The following is a 19702-nucleotide window of genomic DNA, read 5'->3' as shown; positions in this document are numbered from 1 at the left end:
TTTTGTTTGCGCGGCAGAAATCATGTTGCGCCGCATTGCGAAAAATTTTCCGGCGAGCGTTATTTTTGTTTTGCATAAAAACTATCTCTTTCATAACGATACACGTTAAAATAAGCGGTTTTCTATATATTTCAGACAGGCATCATGAGCAAGCACGACAACGACACCATCCGCATCCGCGGCGCACGCACCCATAATCTGAAAAACGTCGATCTCGACATCCCCCGCCACAAGCTCGTGGTGGTAACGGGTTTGTCGGGCAGCGGCAAATCCTCGCTCGCGTTCGACACGCTTTATGCCGAAGGCCAGCGCCGTTATGTGGAAAGCCTTTCCGCCTATGCGCGCCAGTTTTTGCAGATGATGGATAAGCCCGATGTCGATTTGATCGAAGGCTTGTCGCCCGCGATTTCAATCGAACAAAAATCCACCAGCCACAACCCGCGCTCCACCGTCGGCACCGTAACCGAAATCCACGATTATCTGCGCCTTCTGTATGCCCGCGTCGGCACGCCGCATTGCCCCGAACACGATTTGCCCTTGAGCAGCCAAACCGTGTCGCAAATGGTGGATGCCGTCTTAAAACTGCCTGAAGACACCCGCGTGATGATTCTCGCCCCTACCGTGCGCGAACGCAAAGGCGAATTTGTCGATTTCTTTGCCGACTTGCAGGCGCAGGGCTTTGCCCGCGTGCGCGTGGACGGCGAAGTCTATCAGCTCGACGAAGTGCCCAAGCTAGAAAAAAACATCAAGCACAATATCGACGTGGTCATCGACCGCGTAAAAGTGAAAGCCGACATCAAACAGCGGCTGGCCGAAAGTTTTGAAACCGCCCTGCGCCACGGCGGCGAACGCGCGTTGGCAATGGAAATGGACAGCGGCGAAGAACATTGGTTTTCCGCCCAATTCGCCTGCCCCGTGTGCTCATACAGCCTGCCCGAACTCGAACCGCGCCTGTTTTCCTTCAACAACCCCGTCGGCGCCTGCCCCACTTGCGACGGCTTGGGCAGCATGAATTTCTTCGACCCCGAGCGAGTGGTCGCCCACCCCGAGCTTTCCCTAGCCGCCGGTGCGATTAAAGGCTGGGACAAACGCAACCAGTTCTATTTCCAAATGATTCAATCGCTGGCACGACATTATCAATTCGATGTCGATACCCCGTTTGAAAGCCTGTCTGAAAACATCCGCAAAATCGTGCTGCACGGTTCCGGCAAAGAAGTGATTGATTTCACCTATCTTTCCGAACGCGGCACCACCTTCAACCGCAGCCACGCCTTTGAAGGCATCATCCCCAACCTCGAACGCCGCTACCGCGAAACCGATTCGCCCACCGTGCGCGAACAGCTCGCCGAATACCAAAGCCACCGCGCCTGCCCGAGCTGCGGCGGCGCACGTTTGCGCAAAGAAGCGCGTTATGTTTATGTGGGCAAACAGCCGCTGCACGAAATTTCCGCATGGCCGCTCACCCAAACGCACCGGTTCTTTGAAACCCTCGATTTGGAAGGCAACAAAAAACACATCGCCGAAAAAATCCTCAAAGAAATCACCGAGCGCTTGGGCTTTCTGATTAACGTCGGCCTCGACTATCTGAACCTCAGCCGCAGCGCCGAAACCCTTTCCGGCGGCGAAGCCCAGCGCATCCGCCTTGCCAGCCAAATCGGCAGCGGCCTCACCGGCGTGATGTACGTTTTAGACGAACCCTCCATCGGCCTGCACCAGCGCGACAACGACCGCCTGCTCGCCACCCTCAAGCGCCTGCGCGACCTCGGCAACAGCGTGATCGTGGTCGAACACGACGAAGATGCCATCCGCGAAGCCGATTTCGTGATCGACATGGGCCCCGGCGCGGGCGAACACGGCGGCAACGTTATCATTGCCGATACACCCGACAAAGTCGCCGCCTGCACCGATTCCGTTACCGGCCAATACCTCAGCGGCAAAAAAGCCATTGCCGTGCCGTCTGAAAGAACGCCCGTCAACCCCGAAAGAATACTCGTGCTCAAAGGCGCACGCGGCAACAATCTCAAAAACGTTACCCTCGAGCTGCCTTTAGGTTTGATTACCTGCATCACCGGCGTATCCGGCAGCGGCAAATCCACCCTGATTAACGACACCCTCGCCAAAATCACCGCCCGCGAACTCAACCGCGCCCACGAAGAACCCGCGCCCTACGACGACATCACCGGCCTCGAACACCTCGACAAAGTCATCAACGTCGACCAATCCCCCATCGGCCGCACGCCCCGCTCCAACCCCGCCACCTACACCGGCCTCTTCACCCCCATCCGCGAACTCTTCGCCGGCGTACCCCTTGCCCGCGAACGCGGCTACAACGTCGGCCGCTTCTCGTTCAACGTCAAAGGCGGCCGCTGCGAAGCCTGCCAAGGCGACGGTGTGATCAAAGTAGAAATGCACTTCCTACCCGACGTTTACGTGCCCTGCGAAGTGTGCCACGGCAAACGCTACAACCGCGAAACCCTCGAAGTGCAATACAAAGGCAAAAACATCAGCCAAGTGCTCGACATGACCGTAGAAGAAGCCCGCGAATTCTTCGATGCCGTGCCCACCGTATCCCGCAAACTGCAAACCCTGATGGACGTAGGCCTGGGCTACATCCGCCTCGGCCAATCCGCCACCACCCTGTCCGGCGGCGAAGCCCAACGCGTCAAACTCGCCCTCGAACTCTCCAAACGCGACACCGGCCGCACCCTCTACATCCTAGACGAACCCACCACCGGCCTGCACTTCGCCGACATCGCCCTGCTGCTGGAAGTCATCGGCCGTCTGAAAGGCAAAGGCAACTCGATTGTGATTATCGAGCATAATCTGGATGTGATTAAGACAGCGGATTATATTGTCGACTTAGGGCCGGAAGGTGGCGATGGTGGGGGGAGGATTATTGCTAAAGGTAGTCCGGAGGAAGTGGTGAAGGTTGAGAAGAGTTATACTGGGAAGTATTTGAAGAATATTATTAGCATAAATTCATTAAGATAGAAAGGAGAGAAAATGAATTCTCTTACATCAAGTTATACAAACTATTTTTTTTCCGATGTTGAAAACTCAACTTTTCAGAGTAATGATGATTTAAATAAATTTATTGAGAAAATTAAAACATATTCTGAAAACTCATTAAATCATGATCATATTTTCCTTATTCAAGCTCCCTTAATTGATTCAAGAAAATACACTTATGAATACAAGGAAGCTTTAATTTTATTGAAACCTAAAAGTAAAATTATATTTATCAATTTTAATTCTTCTGAAAACGAACCATTCAATAATTATTACGAGGAAGTTATTGAAGATATTGGATACATTTCTAATAAGTACCAATATAAAGACAAAATTGGCAGACCTAAAAAATGGGAACATATTATTGAAAAAATAAGTAATTTCCACGAAATAGATTGCTTATCAGATTTTTTTAAAAAAATTAAACTACATGAAAATAGTGAACAAAGGCTAAGTGAATTACTAATATCTTTATTTACTGGTAGTATTAATGATATAGAAAAAGTTGATGGCTTAAACGTACCAGACAACATTTTAGATAAAGTTAAGAAAAAGATATTACTATTTGATTCTACTCAAACTAATTTTTTATTTAATAAAAAAAATAAAAAACGCTTAGTTATACAAGGTCTGTCAGGCACTGGGAAAACTGAGTTACTACTTCACAAATTAAAAGATTTATATATAAATTCAGAAAATAGTAAAATACTATTCACATGCCATAATAAAATTCTTGCAAATAATTTAAAAAAAAGAATACCTTCTTTCTTTAACTTTATGAAAGTTGAACAGCAGATTGAATGGAACCAAAGATTATGGTGCATCCATGCTTGGGGATCACAGAATGATATTAACTCAGGGGCATATCGTTATATTTGTCATTTTTACAATATCCCATTTCTTACTTATGGAAATAATTCTTCATTTTCTGAAGTTTGTAGAATAGCACTAGATGCTATAAACAATGATGATAGCAACAATGATAAGTATGCTTTTGATTATATTATGATTGATGAAAGCCAAGACTTTAGCGATAATTTTATTAATCTATGTGAACGAGTTGCTAAAGATAAAATTTATATAGCTGGAGATATATTTCAATCTATCTTTGGTACGAATGCAAAAGTAAATAAAGATGTTGATTATTTATTAAACCAATGTTACAGAACAGACCCTAAAACATTGATGTTTTCTCATGGATTAGGAATGGGTTTATTTGAAAATTCTAAATTACAATGGCCAACTGATGAGGAATGGCAAGCCTATGGATATACAATAAAAAAACATGAGGAGCGTTATCACTTTAGTAGATTACCGATAAGAAGATTTGAAGATATTCAAACATCTGATAGTGTACTAATTAGAAATATCAACTGCTTAAATAAAGATGAAATCGCCAGTAAAATAGTAGAATCAATAACTGAAATTAAGAGAAACAATTCTACGATTAAACCAAGCGATATTGCTGTTATTTTTATCGAAAAAAACAGAGCTTACAATAACGATATGAGTGCAATAATTGAGCGAAAATTAAGAGAATCTGGAATCGAATGGAAAATAAATTTAGCTTTTGAAACACAAGTCCACAAAGATGGGCAGTTATGTATTACTAATCATAACAATGTAAAAGGTCTTGAGTTTCCGTTTGTGATTTGTGTTTCTCCCAATAATATTAACAAAGATTTGAGGATTAGGAATGCACTCTATATGGCAATGACTCGATCTTTTATACAAAGCACTTTATTTATAAATATCGTCGACCCTTCCATATGGAGGCAATATGAATCTGGGCTACAAGATATTAATGAAAAGGGAGAAATGATCGTAACTGAACCTGATCACTCAAATAAAGAAGAAATTAAACAACTTAATCTTAATTTTGATAACAGCACGATTATGTCTTTCAGAGATTTAGTTCTTATTGAAATTAGAAAGCAATCTCCAAATATAAATATGAAAAATATTAATTGGGTATTTGATGGAGTTCTTAATTCTTGTGGTGAAACTTATGATACGGAATTAATCCGCTCTAAAGTAAAATCTTTGTTAGAGGTGTTAAGCTAATGCTTTATTTCAAAATAGAGGAGTATGAAAAAGACAAATTTAACGCTCCAATAAGAAAAAAATATGATTTACTTCTTCTTATTATTGAAGCCTTGCAGTGTATGCTCATTGATCTTGACTCCTCAAATAATAATACTATAAAGCCAAAATCTAATTTATTTTTCATATTACATAAAAATAAATTTTCTAGATTATTTTTCATACTCGATAAAAAAATATTTTCTATTAGATTTCCATTTACTTATATCCTTAACAAGGATGGGAATAAAATACAAAATATTTATTATAGTGGGAAAAATATAGATATAGGTATTGTATCTTATCTTAGGGAGGCTCTAACTAAACTATCAGAATCATATGATATGGGAACCTCATGCTATATAAATGAAGGTAATGATTTGATTCATGTAGATGATGAAAACTATAATATGAAATTAGTATATGAAATTTTAAATAGCTTACTAATTATGGAAGATGGATATATTAGATATGACCATGATGAAGAACGAGAAAATGGTAAATTACATCCCTTGTACCACTATGATATATTTTACGAATCTGGTAATACATTTAAAATTGGTCTTACTCAAAAAATTAATGTTGAGAACCTAATTGACTTTGTAGATATAACTACTGATTGTCACTATATTACGTAAGTAAATGTAGTAAGCCGTAGCCTGCATAAAAGCTAAATCCCATGCATAAAGTGTGTGCGGTACGCGCGCGCGCGTTGTTTGGGCTTCTGTTCCAATGCCGTCTGAAAAGAAAGTTTCAGACGGCATTGTTTTGTACATAAATAATGCGGCGTGATTTTAAAATCTTTATAGCCGATTATGCGCTGTTCCATTCAAAACCGCGTGCGTGGCTGCGCCACATACTCTATCGATGGTTTAACGTTTGTAAATCCGTAGGTCGGATTCTCGAATCCGACTTATCCCCCTGATATATCTCGGTATCACAGCATATCCTTATTTTGTCGGATACAAGTATCCGACCTACCAAGCTGTTTGAATTTTCAAAAGCAAGCCGTAGCCTGTATAAAACCTAAACTCCATGCGTAGGGTGTGTGAGGCACGCACGCGTTGTTCGAACTTCCGCTCCAATGCCGTCTGAAACTTTCTTTTCAGACGGCATTGTTCTGAACATAAATAATGTGGCGTGATTTTAAAATCTTTGTAGGCGATATGCGCTGTTCCATTCAAAACCGCGTGCATAGCTGCGCCACATATCCTGATTATGATTAAACGTTTACTATGCTTTAAAGCGTAAAACGCATGGCCAAAAGTACGCACAAGTTGCTTGCGATACAGCAATTTATACATTAAGGCCGTCTGAAAAAAATATGTTTCAGACGGCCTTTTATAATAAGCATCCAATAAAATTCATCAAAACCCGTTTTCCATCATGATTTGCCCGGGAATGCGGTTGCGGTGCATGGCAAAGCCCATGTCGAGCAGGGCTTGGAAGGTGTCTTTCACCATGGCGGGGTTGCCGCAGATCATAAAGCGGGTGTCGGCAGGGGTGAACTTCATATCGAGTGCGGTGGCGAGTTCGCCGTTTTTTAACAGTTCGGGCAGGCGTTTGCCGAGTGCGCCGTCGGTGGTTTCGCGGGTAACGACGGGTACGAAATGCAGTTTGTGGAAATGCTCTTCAATCAGCGGGTGTTCGGCAAGGGCGGCGATGCGGTCGTTGAAAATCAGTTCATTGCCGTAAGAAACAGAATGCGCAAGGGCGAGGCGGTCGAAGCGTTGCCAAATTTCGGGCTGTTCCAAAATGGATAAAAACGGTGCGATGCCGGAGCAGCCGGTACAGAGCATCACCAAATCTTTGCCGTCTGGGAAACGCTCGGGCAGTCAGCCGTAGGTCGGATACTCGTATCCGACAAAATCAATGTAAAGCTGCCTGAAACATTTTTCTTTACAGCACATTCCCTATTTGTCGGATTCAAGAATCCGACCTACATCTGAACAATCTTAGCAAGCGGTAGCCTGCATAAAACTTAATCCCATGTGTGGGGTGTGTGCGGTACACACGCACTCGTTGTTCGGGCTTCTGTTCCAATGCCGTCTGAAACGTTGCATGTGTAATTGCTATTCCTATAGTTAATCAACTTAAAAATAGCACGGTCGTCATACTCGGGCTTGACCAGAGTATCTTGAGTTTCAGTAACTTTAGGAGATACTCGGGTCTAGCCCGAGTATGACGGTATCGTTATTATGTAAACGGATTGGCTATATGCCTGTCTGAAAAAGCAGTCAGATAGGTCGGATTTTTGAATCCGATGTATCGCATCCCACGGATATATTTTGCAATCACGGAGCAGCCAAAATTTTGTCGGATGTAAGTATCCGACTGCGGTTTGGGTTTCGGAATCATTAATGCCTGTCTGAAAATCGTTTCAGACAGGCATTGTGCTTGATTCAAGTCGGATCAGCTTCTTTTTTTATCCTGCTTTTTGAAGCTGCCGCCGCCGGATTTTTTGGCTTTTTTAAAGCCGCTGTCTTTGCGTGCTCCGTCTTTGCGCGGGCTGTCTTTGCGTGCGCCCCATTTTTTGTCGCCGCCGCGTTTGTCGCCCCAGCCGCCTTTGCTTTTGCCCGCGGGTTTGCTGCGTTTGCGGGTGGGTTCCATGCCTTCGATGGTCATTTCGGGCAGCTTGCGGCCGATGTATTTTTCGATTTTGTGCACTTTCACATATTCGTTTACTTCGGCAAAGGTAATCGCCAAGCCGGTGCGGCCTGCGCGGCCGGTGCGGCCGATGCGGTGGACGTAATCTTCGGCTTGTTTGGGCAGGTCGTAGTTGATCACGTGGGTGATGGTGGGCACGTCGATGCCGCGGGCGGCTACGTCGGTGGCAACGAGGATTTTGCAGCGGCCTTTGCGCAAATCCATCAGTGTGCGGTTGCGCCAGCCTTGCGGCATGTCGCCGTGCAGGCAGTTGGCGGCAAAGCCTTTGTCGTATAATTCGTCGGCCAAGACTTCGGTCATGGCTTTGGTTGAGGTGAAAATCACGCATTGGTCGATATTGGCGTCGCGCAGGATGTAGTCGAGCAGGCGGTCTTTGTGGCGTTTGTCGTCGCAGTATAAAAGCTGCTCTTCGATTTTGCCTTGGTCGTCAACGCGTTCGATTTCGATTACTTCGGGATTTTTGGTGAGTTTGCGTGCGAGTTTGCCTACGGCGCCATCCCAAGTGGCGGAGAAAAGCAGGGTTTGGCGGCTTTCGGGTGTGGCGGCGACGATGGTTTCGATGTCGTCGATAAAGCCCATATCGAGCATGCGGTCGGCTTCGTCGAGAATCAATACTTCGAGGCGGTCGAAATCGACTTTGCCGCTCTCCATTAAATCCATCAGGCGGCCGGGTGTGGCCACCACCAAATCTACGGGTTTGCTCAATGCGCGGATTTGTTGGCCGAATGATGAGCCGCCGACGATGGTTACGGTGCGGAACCATTTCATGTTTTTGGCGTAGGCTTGCGCATTTTTTTCAACTTGGGCGGCCAGTTCGCGGGTGGGGGCGAGCACCAGCGCGCGCGGGCCTTTGCCGGGTTTTTCGCTGCGTTTGGTCAGGCGCTGGAGGGTGGGCAGCAGGAATGCGGCGGTTTTGCCTGAGCCGGTTTGTGCGCCGGCCATGATGTCGCGGCCTTCCAATGCGGCGGGTAGGGCTTGCGCTTGAATGGGGGTAGGGGTTTCGTAGCCTTCGGTTTTGAGGGCGGAAAGGATATTTTTGTCGTGCAGTAAATCGCTGAATTTGATAGACATGGTGTTCCTAAAACATCAACAACACCTTCTGCCTGAGAAGCGCAGGCAGCCTGAAGCAGGGGAAAAAAGAAATACGGAATATAGCTTTTAAAGGTTGTCGCAAGCTCGGGGGCTTGTGTTAACATCGGCGACAACCTGCAATCGGTTGGTTTTGCGTGTGGAATGTGCAAAACCAAAAAGAAAAGCCTTATCCGAGGATAGGCATTTTTAAGTTGGCTGAAGACGATGGCTTCAAATAAAAAATGAGTGCGCATGTTAGTGGCTTTATGCTTGTGCGTCAAGCACTTTCTGTTTCAGACAGGCATTGGCATATATAGTGGGCCAACTTAAAAATGGTGTGTTTTAAAAATAGTGCGCTCGTCATGCCCGGGCTTGGCCGGAGTATGACGGTACCGTTTTATGTAAGCGGATTAACTATCAGAAGGATATGGTGCTTTTTGCTTGTTTCCGCGGGATTTTGATTTTCACGGCCATATTGGGATGATTCGTAAAAAACATATTTTAAACAATGGACAAAGCATTGCTTTGCAGCTTCGGCGCAGTGCGAAGAAAAACATTATTATGCGGCCGGTGTCGGCGGATGAAATCAGTGTGAATGTGCCGCCGTTTTTGAGCGAGCGCAGCTTGCTTGAATGGCTGTCTGAAAACGAGCGTGTTGTGTTGGATTTGTTGCAAAAGGCGGATACCGGGCAGGGAGCGGGGCGGCCGGAATTTGTTTGGTATCGGGGCGTGAGGCATGAGCTGCTTGAGCACGGTGCGGCTTTTGTGGCTTTGGGGCAGGGTGTTGTGCATGTGCCGTGCGGTGATTGGGGGGCTCAGCAAAGGCATTTGGCGCGTTATTTGCGCGCGCATGCGGCGGAAATGCTGCTGCCGCGTTTGATGCGCCATGCGGCGCAAACGGGATTGCAGCCGGTGGCGGCGGATTTATCGAATGCCAAAACGTTTTGGGGCGTGTGCCGGGTGCGCACGGGCATTCGTTTAAACTGGCGTTTGATCGGTGCGCCGGATTTTGTGGCGGATTATGTGTGCATACACGAGCTTTGCCATTTGCGCCATTTAAACCACGGCCGTGATTTTTGGGCGCTGGTTGACCGGTTTACGCCGCACACGGCCGAAGCGAAAAATTGGCTGAAGCGGCATGGTAATGAATTGTTTGTGTTGGGCTGAATGGATGCCTGTCTGAAAAATGGGGATGATGAAGTGAAGCTGACTTTGATGTTTCGTGAATATTGCAGTTTGTGCCACAAAATGCGGGATGAACTGAAACCGCTGCAAGAGGAATTCGGCTTTGAGCTGGCGGTGGTGGATGTGGATGAAGATGAGGCGCTGGAAGCGGAATATAATGAGCTGGTGCCGGTTTTGTTGCATGAAGATAAAGAGCTTTGCCATTGGCATTTGGATGAAGGAAAAGTGCGGGATTATTTGAGCGGGCTGAAGGGTGGTGTTTGAGATTTATAGTGAAACAACTTAAAAAATAGTACGCTTGTCATATTCGGGGCAAGCCCGAGTATGACGGTATCGTTATTAAACTTAAGTGGATTAACTATAGTAAAAGAGCGGAATCAGTGTGCAAATGCCTGTCTGAAAAAGTTTTCAGACAGGCATTTGGGTTTATATGCACTTGAATCACACGCCGCGGGCGCGGTTTTCATGAAATTGGGCCTGCCAGTCGGCAAATTTGCCCTGCTCGATGGCTTCACGCATTTCCGCCATAATCACTTGATAGAAATGCAGATTGTGAATAGTGTTGAGTTGGGCGCCGAGAATTTCTCCCGCTTTGTGCAAATGATGCAGGTAGGCGCGGCTGAAGTTTTGACAGGCGTAGCAGGAGCAGCTTTCATCAATCGGGCGGGTATCGTGTTTGTGAACCGCATTTTTGATCTTCAAATCGCCGAAGCGGGTAAAGAGCCAGCCGTTGCGGGCGTTGCGGGTGGGCATCACGCAGTCGAACATATCCACGCCGTGTGCCACGCCGTATACCAAATCTTCGGGCGTACCCACGCCCATCAGATAATGCGGTTTGTGCGCCGGTAAAATCGGGCCGATTGCGCGCAACATCCGATACATTTCCGGCTTGGGTTCGCCCACTGAAAGCCCGCCGATGGCCAAGCCGGGGAAGTCGAAAGCTTCCAAACCTTTTAGCGATTCCTCACGCAAGTCTTCATACATCGCGCCTTGAACAATGCCGAACAGGGCATTCGGATTGCGTAAATCTTCAAATGCTTTTTTCGAGCGCTCCGCCCAGCGCAGGCTCATTTGCAGGGATTTTCTCGCTTGTTCGTGCGAGGCTTCGCCGGGCGTGCACTCATCAAGCTGCATCGCGATGTCGGAATTCAACACGGTTTGGATTTTCATAGAAATTTCGGGCGATAAAAACAATTTGTCGCCGTTAATCGGGCTTTTGAAGGTGCAGCCTTCTTCCGTCAGCTTGCGCATGTCGGAAAGTGAAAATACCTGAAAGCCGCCCGAATCGGTAAGTATCGGCTTGTTCCAGCCGATAAACTGATGCAGGTCGCCGAATTCTTCGATCACTTCCAAACCCGGACGCAGCCATAAATGATAAGTGTTGCCCAAAATAATTTGAGCTTTGATGTCGTGCAGATTTTGCGGCGTCATGGCTTTTACTGAGCCGTAAGTGCCTACCGGCATAAAAACCGGTGTTTCGATGGTGCCGTGGTTGAGCTCCAGCGTACCGCGGCGGGCATGGCCGTCGGTTTTGTGCAAGGTAAATTTGAGCATTTCGTGTCTTTAGATAGGATTAATTTGCTGCGGATTATAGCCGAAAACCTGAAATGCCTGTCTGAAAGGGCTAAACATCTTGTGCAGACAGCAAAAATTATGATATGCCTGCTTGCCAATCAATGTTGCTATCGGCTAAAATTTAACACTTTATTTATGCAGGTGTATGGGTTCGGGGCGAGTGTTAGATGCCGAAGCCCGGATTACAACTGTCGAACGGTTGATTATTTTAAAACGGCCATATTCGCTTGGCCGTTGTTTTGTAGGTTTTCGGAGTATTTTTAATGTTGAACATAACCTTGCCCGACGGCTCAGTCCGCCAATATGAAGCCCCTGTAACAGTGGCGCAGATTGCTGCGTCCATAGGCTCAGGTTTGGCTAAAGCCACGGTTGCGGGCAAGGTAAACGGGGTGTTGGTTGATGCGTGCGATCCGATTAACCAAGATGCCAGCGTGCAAATCATCACTCCGAAAGATTCCGAAGGCGTGGAAATCATCCGCCACTCTTGCGCACACTTGGTCGGCCATGCAGTGAAACAGCTTTATCCAGACGCAAAAATGGTAATCGGCCCGGTTATCGAAGAGGGCTTTTATTACGATATTGCTACGGAAAAACCGTTTACGCCTGAAGATGTTGCCGCCATCGAAGCGCGTATGAAGGAATTGATAGCGCAGGATTACGATGTAATCAAAGTGATGACCCCGCGCGACGAAACGGTAAAAACTTTCCAAGATCGCGGCGAAGAATACAAGCTGCGTTTGATTGAAGATATGCCTGAAGTGCAGGCAATGGGCTTGTATCATCATCAAGAATATGTAGATATGTGCCGCGGCCCGCATGTGCCGAACACAAGATTCTTGAAGCATTTCAAATTAACCAAACTTGCCGGCGCTTATTGGCGCGGCGACAGTAACAATGAAATGCTTCAACGCATTTACGGCACGGCTTGGGCCACAAAAGAAGACCTCAAAGCCTATATTACGCGCATGGAAGAGGCTGAAAAGCGCGATCACCGGAAACTCGGCAAGCAGCTTGATTTGTTCCATCTGCAAGATGAAGCGCCCGGTATGGTGTTTTGGCATCCGCGGGGTTGGACTTTGTGGCAGGTCATCGAGCAACATATGCGCAAAGAGCTTGAGGCCGCAGGTTACCAAGAAATCAAAACCCCATTGATGATGGATAAAACCTTTTGGGAAAAATCCGGCCACTGGGAAAATTATCAGGAAAATATGTTTGTAACCGAATCGGAAAAACGCACTTACGCCGTTAAACCGATGAATTGTCCCGGTCACGTTCAAATCTTCAACCATACTTTGCGTTCATACCGCGATTTGCCCATGCGGCTGGCAGAGTTTGGTTCCTGTCACCGAAACGAGCCTTCCGGCGCTTTACACGGTTTGATGCGTGTGCGCGGCTTTGTGCAGGATGATGCGCATATTTTTTGTACTGAAGAACAAATAACACAGGAAGCCAAAGCGTTTAACGAGTTGGTAATGAAAGTGTACAAGCAATTCGGCTTTGATAATGTAAGCGTAAAACTTTCTTTGCGCCCTGAAAAAAGAGCCGGTTCCGATGAAACTTGGGATAAAGCCGAGCAAGGTTTGCGCGAAGCATTAACCGCCTGCGGTATTGAATGGGAAGAATTGCCCGGTGAAGGTGCTTTCTACGGCCCTAAGGTTGAATATCATATTAAAGACGCTATTGGCCGCTCATGGCAATGTGGTACCATTCAGCTGGATTTCGTGCTGCCTGAGCGTTTGGGCGCCGAATATGTAACTGAAGATAACGGCCGTGCCCGCCCTGTAATGTTGCACCGTGCTATTCTTGGCTCTATGGAGCGCTTTATCGGGATTTTGATTGAAAACCACGCAGGTTCTTTCCCTTTATGGCTCGCACCGGTGCAGATGGTTGTGATGAATATCACTGAAAAACAGGCAGATTACTGCCGGGAAGTGGTGAAAAAATTACACGCAGCGGGTTTCCGTGCCGAATTGGATTTGCGTAATGAAAAAATCGGTTACAAGATCCGTGATAACAGCCAATACCGTTACCCCTACCAAATTGTTGTAGGTGATAAAGAAAAAGAAAACGGTCATGTTGCCGTGCGTCGTAAAGCGGAAGACTTGGGCAGCCTTTCCGTAGATGAATTTATCAACCGTTTGAATGAAGAATTGAAAGCGGAGTTTTAATCCTGATTCAAGTTGACAGGATGAAATGCCTGTCTGAAAAAAGTTTCAGACAGGCATTTGCAAGTTAAGGTGGAATTTACAGGCTGTTTGAAACCGGGCTTGTAATATTAAACCTAAATAAAGTTTAGGGCTGTATGGATAGAAGCCCTGTTAACCTAGTAATTTTTATAAGGAGTATAGTCATCGCACAAGAACGCGAAGCACGAATCAACGGTGAAATCACCGCAAAAGAAGTGCGTTTAATCAGTGGTTCAGGCGAACAGCTTGGTATTGTTTCATTACGTGATGCTTTGGCCATGTCGGAAGAGCAGGATGTGGATTTGGTTGAAATTTCCCCAACTGCCAAACCCCCTGTATGCAAGCTCATGGATTTTGGCAAATACAAATACGAGCAATCAAAAAAACGTGATGAAGCCAAGAAAAAGCAAAAACAGGTGCAGATCAAAGAGATCAAATTCCGTCCGGGCACCGATGAAGGCGATTACCAAATCAAAATGCGCAATATCAACCGCTTTTTGGCAGATGGCGATAAAGTGAAAGTGACTTTGCGTTTCCGAGGCCGTGAAATGGCCCACCAAGAATTTGGTGCGCAATTGCTTGAACGGGTTAAGGAAGATTTGGCTGAAGTGGGCGCTATCGAGCAGTTTCCGAAAATGGAAGGCCGTCAAATGGTTATGATGATTGCGCCGAAAAAGAAATAAGGCTATAATTCAAAGCTTGCTTTAATTTGCCGCGTTGAAGCAATATTACTCAGCGGCGAAAACCGTGGTATAGGGGTTTCAAGTATTTTGAAGCAAATTTAAAATCCCCTTATATCTTATCTAATAAATGATATGGAGTATTCCCATGCCTAAAATGAAAACCAAGTCGAGCGCGAAAAAACGCTTTAAAGTACTGGGTAACGGCGGCGTGAAACGCGCGCATGCGTTCAAACGCCACATTCTGACTAAGAAAACCACTAAAAACAAACGTCAATTGCGCGGCACCGCTATGGTGAACGACCGTGATTTGGCTTCTGTTTCTAAAATGTTACCGTACGCTTAAGGAGTTTGAGATATGCCACGCGTAAAACGCGGTGTAACCGCACGAGCCCGTCATAAAAAAGTATTAGCGTTAGCCAAAGGTTACCGCGGTCGTCGTAAAAATGTTTATCGTGTTGCCAAACAGGCGGTAATGAAAGCTGGGCAATACGCTTACCGTGACCGTCGTCAACGCAAACGCCAATTCCGTCAATTGTGGATTGTCCGTATCAATGCAGGCGCCCGTCAAAACGGCTTGTCTTACAGTAAATTCATGAACGGCTTAAAACGTGCCGCTATTGAAATCGACCGTAAAGTGTTGGCTGATTTGGCAGTGTTTGATAAAGCAGCATTTGCACAGCTGGTAGAAAAAGCCAAAGCTGCTTTAGCATAATAGCTGAATCCGGTTATCAAGAAAAAAGGAAACTTAGGTTTCCTTTTTTTAATTGAACTGAATGTTAAAAACAGCATCATGCTACTGTTTTTTAAAATATATTTGCGTTACAATACCTGATTTTTCAGACAGGCATTTATGCCTTTCCGTTATCAATATCGATGGTGTGATTCCAACACCATTAAAACGATATAGTTTTAACTACCCATTTGAAAATACTGCATTATGCAAAACGTAGACCAAATTGCAGCTGCCGGCATTGCTGCCGTGGAATCTGCTCAAGATTTCAATTCCTTAGAGCTTATCAAAGCGCAATATATGGGAAAAACCGGTGAACTAAACCTTTTGCTGAAACAGCTTGGCCAGATGTCGCCGGAAGAGCGAAAAACCGCCGGTGCGCATATCAATGAATGTAAAAACCGCTTTCAAGAAGCTTATAACGCTAAACGCGATGCGTTAAATGCGGCCAAACTGCAAGCCCAGTTGGCGGCGGAAGCCTTGGATGTTACTTTGCCGGGGCGGGGTCAAAGCGATGGCGGGCTGCATCCGGTAACTTTAACGCTTCAGCGGGTAGTGGAGCTGTTTCACGGCATGGGCTTCGAGGTTGCCGACGGGCCTGAAATCGAAGACGATTTTCATAATTTTCAGGCTTTGAATATTCCGCAGAACCATCCCGCACGCGCGATGCAGGACACTTTTTATGTGGAAAACGGTGATGTTTTGCGCACCCATACATCACCGATTCAAATTCGCTACATGCTGGATAAAAAAGAGCCGCCTATCCGCATTATCGCGCCGGGGCGGGTGTATCGGGTGGATTCCGATGCTACGCACTCGCCTATGTTTCATCAAGCAGAGGGTCTGTGGGTGGAAGAGGGTGTGACAATGGCGGACTTGAAAGCGGTATTTACTGATTTTATCCGTAGATTTTTTGAGCGCGATGATTTGCAAGTGCGTTTCCGCCCCTCGTTTTTCCCGTTTACCGAGCCGTCTGCCGAAATCGACATTATGGGAGATAACGGCAAATGGCTGGAGGTGGGCGGCTGCGGCATGGTACATCCGAATGTGTTGAATAATGTGAACATTGATCCTGAAAAATACACCGGCTTTGCTTTCGGCATCGGATTAGACCGCTTCGCCATGCTGCGTTACGGTATCAATGATTTGCGTTTGTTTTTCGACAACGATCTGAATTTTTTACGACAGTTTAGATAATGTACCTTTGTCCGGCTGTAGATTGTTTTCAGACGGGCGTCAATGATTAAACCGATAAAATGCCTGTCTGAAAATTCAGTTTGCCGACACTTCTGATACGTTAAATCAATCGAAATATCTGAAATAAACCGAGATTAAACATGCAGTTTTCCTACTCATGGCTGAAAACACAAGCCGACCCTAATCTTTCCGCCGATGAATTTGCCCACCTGCTGACTATGTCCGGCCTTGAGGTGGAAGAAGCCGATACAGCGGCGCCCGCTTTTACCGGTGTGGTTGTGGCAGAAGTTAAATCGGTAGAAAAGCATCCCGATGCAGACCGTTTGAATGTTACCCAAGTAGATGCGGGCACGGGCGAACTGATTCAAATTGTTTGCGGCGCACCGAATGTTCAGGCAGGCATTAAAGTGCCGTGTGCCTTACCGGGTGCCGTATTGCCGGGTAACTTCAAAATCAAACCCACGAAAATGCGGGGGCAAACTTCCAATGGCATGCTCTGTTCGGCAAAAGAATTAGGCCTGTCTGAAGATGCGGGCGGTTTGCTGGTGCTGCCTGCCGAAGCGCCGGTGGGGCAAAATATCCGCGAGTATCTCGATTTGGATGATACGGTGTTTACGCTGAAAATTACGCCTAACCGCGCCGACTGCTTAAACATCAAAGGGTTGGCTAGGGAAGTGGCTGCTTTAACGCAATGTCAAAACCGTGTGCCGGATATTGTGCCTGCCGACATTACCGGCACAAAAACGCAACCTGTGCGCATTGAGGCACCTGCGGATTGCGGCCGCTTTATCAGCCGTGTTATTGAGAATGTGAACGCTAAGGCGGCAAGCCCTGAATGGATGAAACAGCGTTTGGTGCGCAGCGGTATCCGTTCGATTTCCGCTTTAGTCGATATCGGCAACTATGTCATGCTGGAGCTAGGCCAGCCTATGCATATTTTTGATGCGGATAAATTGAGCGGCAGCATCATTGTCCGTAGGGCAAAAGAAGGCGAAGAGTTGGTTTGCTTGAATGAAAAAACAGTATGCCTGTCTGAAAATACTTTGGTGATTGCCGATGAGAAGGGTGCATTAAGCATGGCAGGTCTGATGGGCGGAGCGTCGACAGCCGTTTCTGATGACACGCAAAATATTGTATTGGAATCGGCTTGGTTTAAGCCGGAGATCATTGCCGGAAAATCCCGCCAGTACGGTTTCGGTTCCGATTCTTCTTTCCGCTTTGAAAGAGGTGTGGATTGGACATTGCAAGCCGATGCTGTCGAGCGGGCTACGGAACTGGTTCTGCAAATCTGCGGCGGGCAGGTTGGAGAAATGCAGGAAGCGGTGGGAGAGCTGCCTACACAAAAAACCGTCGGTCTGCGTTTGGCGCGTGTCGAGAAAATATTGGGCGTTCATATACCTGCTGAAAAAATCGAAACCATCTTGAGGCATTTGGGGCTGAATCCGGTTGCAACATCTGATGGTTTCCAGGTTGCCGCACCAAGCTTCCGCTTTGATATCGAAATCGAAGCAGATTTGATTGAAGAAATCGGCCGTGTATATGGTTACGAAAATATTCCCGATGATTACACGTCTGGCCGCCTGAAAATGTTGTGTTTGCCCGAAATGCAAAAATCACGTTTCGGTATTTACAGTCAAATGGCTGCGCGCGGTTATCAGGAAGTGGTGAGTTATGCATTTGTGAACGAGCAATGGGAAGCGGATTTTGCCGCTAATGCTGCCCCGATCCGCCTGCAAAACCCACTGGCTGCACAATTTAGCGTGATGCGTTCCACCTTGATCGGCGGGCTGGTTGAGATTCTTCAAAACAACCTGAACCGCAAACAAAACCGTGTGCGCATATTTGAAGTGGCCCGGGTTTTCAATAAAACTGCCGATGGCGGATTCTCGCAAAATGAAAGAATCGGGGCTTTGGTGTATGGTTCGGCCAAGCCCGAGCAGTGGGCGGAAAAAAACAGACCGGTTGATTTTTATGACCTCAAAGCAGATGTGGAAAGCCTTTTGGCAGGTAAAAACGCACATTTTATTAAAGCGGAGCATCCGGCTTTGCATCCGGGGAGAACGGCAGAAATCCGGATTAACGGCAAGACCGTCGGATTTATGGGCGAGCTGCATCCGCAATGGCTGCAAAAATATGATTTGCCGCAAGCCGCGTTGCTATTTGAATTGGACATGGCCGCCGTAAGCAATACGGAAAAAGCGGTTTACCGGCCGGTTTCCAAATTCCAGCCGGTGCGGCGCGATTTGGCTTTTGTGATGCCTGAAAGCGTTTGCCACGATGATTTAATCCGAGCTTTGCAAACAGTGAACAACCCGCTGATTCAGGAAATTAGCGTGTTTGACGTATATCGCGGTACAGGCCTGCCTGAAGGAATGAAGAGCATTGCGGTGAAAGTGATTCTGCAAGGTTTCGATACCACGCTGACCGATGCGGAGGTGGAACCTGTTATGGCGGAATTGGTTAAAGCAGCGGAAACGACAGGCGCTGTTTTGAGGGCTTAAATATTTAGTATTCGCTTGAATTTTAAGTAAAAATTAGTGATAATTCTCTATTGTTTCAAAAAGAAGGTAATAAAATGACTTTAACGAAAGCCGAATTAGCCGACATCTTGGTGGAAAAAGTAAGCAACGTATCCAAAAACGATGCAAAAGAGATTGTTGAGCTTTTCTTTGAAGAAATCCGCACCACTTTGGAGCGCGGTGAAGAGATCAAAATCTCAGGCTTCGGCAATTTTCAATTACGCGACAAACCTCAACGTCCCGGCCGCAATCCGAAAACCGGCGAAGAAGTGCCGATTTCTGCCCGCCGCGTGGTAACGTTCCACGCAAGCCAAAAATTAAAAGGCATGGTAGAACACTATTATGACAAACAAAACTAACACATTGCCTCCTTTGCCCGCCAAGCGTTATTTTACTTTGATGGAAGTATGCGAACTGGTGCAAATCAGCCCTGCGCAATTTGCCGAATGGCAGAATGCAAACGGTGTTGTCATTGGTTATGGCGGTGAATTTTATACCCGTCAAGATGTGGTGAAGCTTCGTCAGCTTAAAGGCACTTTTGCGCCTTTTATTGACGAATTTAACCACAATGCACTTGATGCCGAAGGCAAGCCCGCTGCGGATGCCCAAGAGGTGAGGGAAGCGTTGGAGCAGATGTTGGGCAATGTTGAAAAAGCCCTTGCCAAGCAATAGCGTTTTCCATATAATTTCAGACTTTCTTGAGTCGGAGTGTGGCGCAGTCTGGTAGCGCACTTGCATGGGGTGCAAGGGGTCGAAGGTTCGAATCCTTTCACTCCGACCAAAATCAAATTTGAAACC

Annotated in this window: 18 protein-coding genes, 1 tRNA gene and 1 pseudogene; 14 read left to right on the top strand and 6 right to left on the bottom strand. The window is 46.6% G+C overall.

The annotated features are described in order from the left end of the window. Positions 1-144 precede the first annotated feature (144 nt). Genes uvrA through EL143_RS10200 form a run of 3 tightly spaced genes read left to right on the top strand, consistent with a single transcriptional unit; the run spans position 145 to position 5729 of the window. Positions 145-2991: an excinuclease ABC subunit UvrA gene (uvrA, locus tag EL143_RS10210; protein WP_085417499.1), complete on the top strand. Its 2847-nt coding sequence runs from the start codon at positions 145-147 to the stop codon at positions 2989-2991. Between the two features lie 12 nt (positions 2992-3003). Next, on the top strand, positions 3004-5073 hold the full coding sequence (locus tag EL143_RS10205; RefSeq protein WP_126326739.1) for a DEAD/DEAH box helicase: 2070 nt from the start codon (positions 3004-3006) through the stop codon (positions 5071-5073). Continuing rightward, a complete protein-coding gene (locus tag EL143_RS10200; protein ID WP_126326737.1) occupies positions 5073-5729 on the top strand; it encodes a hypothetical protein in 657 nt (218 codons plus the stop codon). The genes EL143_RS10205 and EL143_RS10200 overlap by 1 nt, the downstream gene beginning before the upstream one ends. Positions 5730-5761: 32 nt before the next feature. Here EL143_RS10200 and EL143_RS12395 read toward each other — a convergent pair whose 3' ends face one another. The 5 genes and pseudogenes from EL143_RS12395 to EL143_RS10180 all read right to left on the bottom strand — a co-directional run bounded on the left by EL143_RS12395 (position 5762) and on the right by EL143_RS10180 (position 8829). Continuing rightward, on the bottom strand, positions 5762-5920 hold the full coding sequence (locus EL143_RS12395) for a hypothetical protein (RefSeq protein ID WP_158087825.1): 159 nt from the start codon (positions 5918-5920) through the stop codon (positions 5762-5764). A 148-nt stretch (positions 5921-6068) separates the two neighbouring features. Next, entirely contained in the window at positions 6069-6395 is a 327-nt protein-coding gene (locus EL143_RS10195; protein ID WP_085416349.1) for a hypothetical protein, read from the bottom strand. A 63-nt stretch (positions 6396-6458) separates the two neighbouring features. Beyond that, positions 6459-6926, bottom strand: a pseudogene (locus EL143_RS10190) (ferredoxin--NADP reductase); the annotation flags it as partial. Positions 6927-7287: 361 nt separating this feature from the next. Then, positions 7288-7497, bottom strand: coding sequence for a hypothetical protein (locus tag EL143_RS10185; RefSeq protein ID WP_126326735.1), 210 nt, complete (start codon positions 7495-7497; stop codon positions 7288-7290). 6 nt (positions 7498-7503) lie between these two features. Beyond that, positions 7504-8829, bottom strand: a complete 1326-nt coding sequence (locus EL143_RS10180; RefSeq protein ID WP_085416348.1) for a DEAD/DEAH box helicase — start codon at positions 8827-8829, stop codon at positions 7504-7506. A gap of 480 nt (positions 8830-9309) precedes the next feature. Between EL143_RS10180 and EL143_RS10175 the strand changes: the two genes are divergently transcribed. Together EL143_RS10175 and EL143_RS10170 are read left to right on the top strand one after the other, a co-directional pair. Continuing rightward, complete coding sequence (locus EL143_RS10175; RefSeq protein ID WP_085416347.1) at positions 9310-9996, top strand: M48 family metallopeptidase; 687 nt, start codon at positions 9310-9312, stop codon at positions 9994-9996. A gap of 33 nt (positions 9997-10029) precedes the next feature. Beyond that, positions 10030-10278 (top strand): glutaredoxin family protein, encoded by a 249-nt coding sequence (locus tag EL143_RS10170; RefSeq protein ID WP_232001380.1) that lies wholly within the window; start codon positions 10030-10032, stop codon positions 10276-10278. Between the two features lie 177 nt (positions 10279-10455). On the opposite strand, the gene tgt is transcribed toward EL143_RS10170, so the two are convergent. Then, positions 10456-11568, bottom strand: coding sequence for a tRNA guanosine(34) transglycosylase Tgt (gene tgt, locus EL143_RS10165; RefSeq protein ID WP_085416345.1), 1113 nt, complete (start codon positions 11566-11568; stop codon positions 10456-10458). A gap of 284 nt (positions 11569-11852) precedes the next feature. On the opposite strand from tgt, the gene thrS reads away from it, so the two are divergent. The 9 genes from thrS (at position 11853) to EL143_RS10120 (ending at position 19685) form a co-directional block, all read left to right on the top strand. Beyond that, entirely contained in the window at positions 11853-13757 is a 1905-nt protein-coding gene (gene thrS / locus EL143_RS10160) for a threonine--tRNA ligase (RefSeq protein WP_085416344.1), read from the top strand. Positions 13758-13891: 134 nt separating this feature from the next. Then, positions 13892-14458 (top strand): translation initiation factor IF-3, encoded by a 567-nt coding sequence (infC, locus tag EL143_RS10155; RefSeq protein ID WP_126326733.1) that lies wholly within the window; start codon positions 13892-13894, stop codon positions 14456-14458. Between the two features lie 145 nt (positions 14459-14603). After that, positions 14604-14801: a 50S ribosomal protein L35 gene (gene rpmI, locus EL143_RS10150; protein ID WP_085416343.1), complete on the top strand. Its 198-nt coding sequence runs from the start codon at positions 14604-14606 to the stop codon at positions 14799-14801. Between the two features lie 12 nt (positions 14802-14813). After that, positions 14814-15170 (top strand): 50S ribosomal protein L20, encoded by a 357-nt coding sequence (rplT, locus tag EL143_RS10145; protein ID WP_009116466.1) that lies wholly within the window; start codon positions 14814-14816, stop codon positions 15168-15170. Positions 15171-15395: 225 nt separating this feature from the next. Continuing rightward, the gene (gene pheS / locus EL143_RS10140; protein WP_085416342.1) at positions 15396-16385 is read left to right on the top strand and encodes a phenylalanine--tRNA ligase subunit alpha; all 990 of its coding nucleotides are present in this window, start codon (positions 15396-15398) and stop codon (positions 16383-16385) included. 140 nt (positions 16386-16525) lie between these two features. Further along, positions 16526-18886: a phenylalanine--tRNA ligase subunit beta gene (gene pheT, locus EL143_RS10135; protein ID WP_085416341.1), complete on the top strand. Its 2361-nt coding sequence runs from the start codon at positions 16526-16528 to the stop codon at positions 18884-18886. Positions 18887-18960: 74 nt separating this feature from the next. Next, complete coding sequence (locus tag EL143_RS10130; protein ID WP_040666975.1) at positions 18961-19263, top strand: integration host factor subunit alpha; 303 nt, start codon at positions 18961-18963, stop codon at positions 19261-19263. Beyond that, the gene (locus EL143_RS10125; RefSeq protein WP_009116470.1) at positions 19247-19576 is read left to right on the top strand and encodes a hypothetical protein; all 330 of its coding nucleotides are present in this window, start codon (positions 19247-19249) and stop codon (positions 19574-19576) included. The genes EL143_RS10130 and EL143_RS10125 overlap by 17 nt, the downstream gene beginning before the upstream one ends. A gap of 32 nt (positions 19577-19608) precedes the next feature. After that, positions 19609-19685, top strand: a tRNA-Pro gene (locus EL143_RS10120). The last annotated feature ends 17 nt before the right edge of the window (positions 19686-19702 follow it).

This window comes from Neisseria canis (assembly GCF_900636765.1).
GTDB classification, from domain to species: Bacteria; Pseudomonadota; Gammaproteobacteria; order Burkholderiales; family Neisseriaceae; genus Neisseria; species Neisseria canis.
The sequence above is the reverse complement of the archived record's forward strand: the minus strand, read 5'-3'. Positions and strand labels throughout refer to the sequence as shown.

Excerpts from the sequence above, each read along its gene's own strand:
- pheT (WP_085416341.1), top strand. The coding sequence starts at position 16,526 with ATGCAGTTTTCCTACTCATGGCTGAAAACACAAGCCGACCCTAATCTT.
- EL143_RS10205 (WP_126326739.1), top strand. The coding sequence starts at position 3,004 with ATGAATTCTCTTACATCAAGTTATACAAACTATTTTTTTTCCGATGTT.
- EL143_RS10125 (WP_009116470.1), top strand. The coding sequence starts at position 19,247 with ATGACAAACAAAACTAACACATTGCCTCCTTTGCCCGCCAAGCGTTAT.
- EL143_RS10180 (WP_085416348.1), bottom strand. The coding sequence starts at position 8,829 with ATGTCTATCAAATTCAGCGATTTACTGCACGACAAAAATATCCTTTCC.
- uvrA (WP_085417499.1), top strand. The coding sequence starts at position 145 with ATGAGCAAGCACGACAACGACACCATCCGCATCCGCGGCGCACGCACC.
- tgt (WP_085416345.1), bottom strand. The coding sequence starts at position 11,568 with ATGCTCAAATTTACCTTGCACAAAACCGACGGCCATGCCCGCCGCGGT.
- rplT (WP_009116466.1), top strand. The coding sequence starts at position 14,814 with ATGCCACGCGTAAAACGCGGTGTAACCGCACGAGCCCGTCATAAAAAA.
- pheS (WP_085416342.1), top strand. The coding sequence starts at position 15,396 with ATGCAAAACGTAGACCAAATTGCAGCTGCCGGCATTGCTGCCGTGGAA.
- thrS (WP_085416344.1), top strand. The coding sequence starts at position 11,853 with ATGTTGAACATAACCTTGCCCGACGGCTCAGTCCGCCAATATGAAGCC.
- EL143_RS10195 (WP_085416349.1), bottom strand. The coding sequence starts at position 6,395 with ATGTATAAATTGCTGTATCGCAAGCAACTTGTGCGTACTTTTGGCCAT.
- EL143_RS10200 (WP_126326737.1), top strand. The coding sequence starts at position 5,073 with ATGCTTTATTTCAAAATAGAGGAGTATGAAAAAGACAAATTTAACGCT.
- infC (WP_126326733.1), top strand. The coding sequence starts at position 13,892 with ATGGATAGAAGCCCTGTTAACCTAGTAATTTTTATAAGGAGTATAGTC.
- EL143_RS10130 (WP_040666975.1), top strand. The coding sequence starts at position 18,961 with ATGACTTTAACGAAAGCCGAATTAGCCGACATCTTGGTGGAAAAAGTA.
- EL143_RS10175 (WP_085416347.1), top strand. The coding sequence starts at position 9,310 with ATGATTCGTAAAAAACATATTTTAAACAATGGACAAAGCATTGCTTTG.
- EL143_RS12395 (WP_158087825.1), bottom strand. The coding sequence starts at position 5,920 with ATGGAACAGCGCATAATCGGCTATAAAGATTTTAAAATCACGCCGCAT.
- rpmI (WP_085416343.1), top strand. The coding sequence starts at position 14,604 with ATGCCTAAAATGAAAACCAAGTCGAGCGCGAAAAAACGCTTTAAAGTA.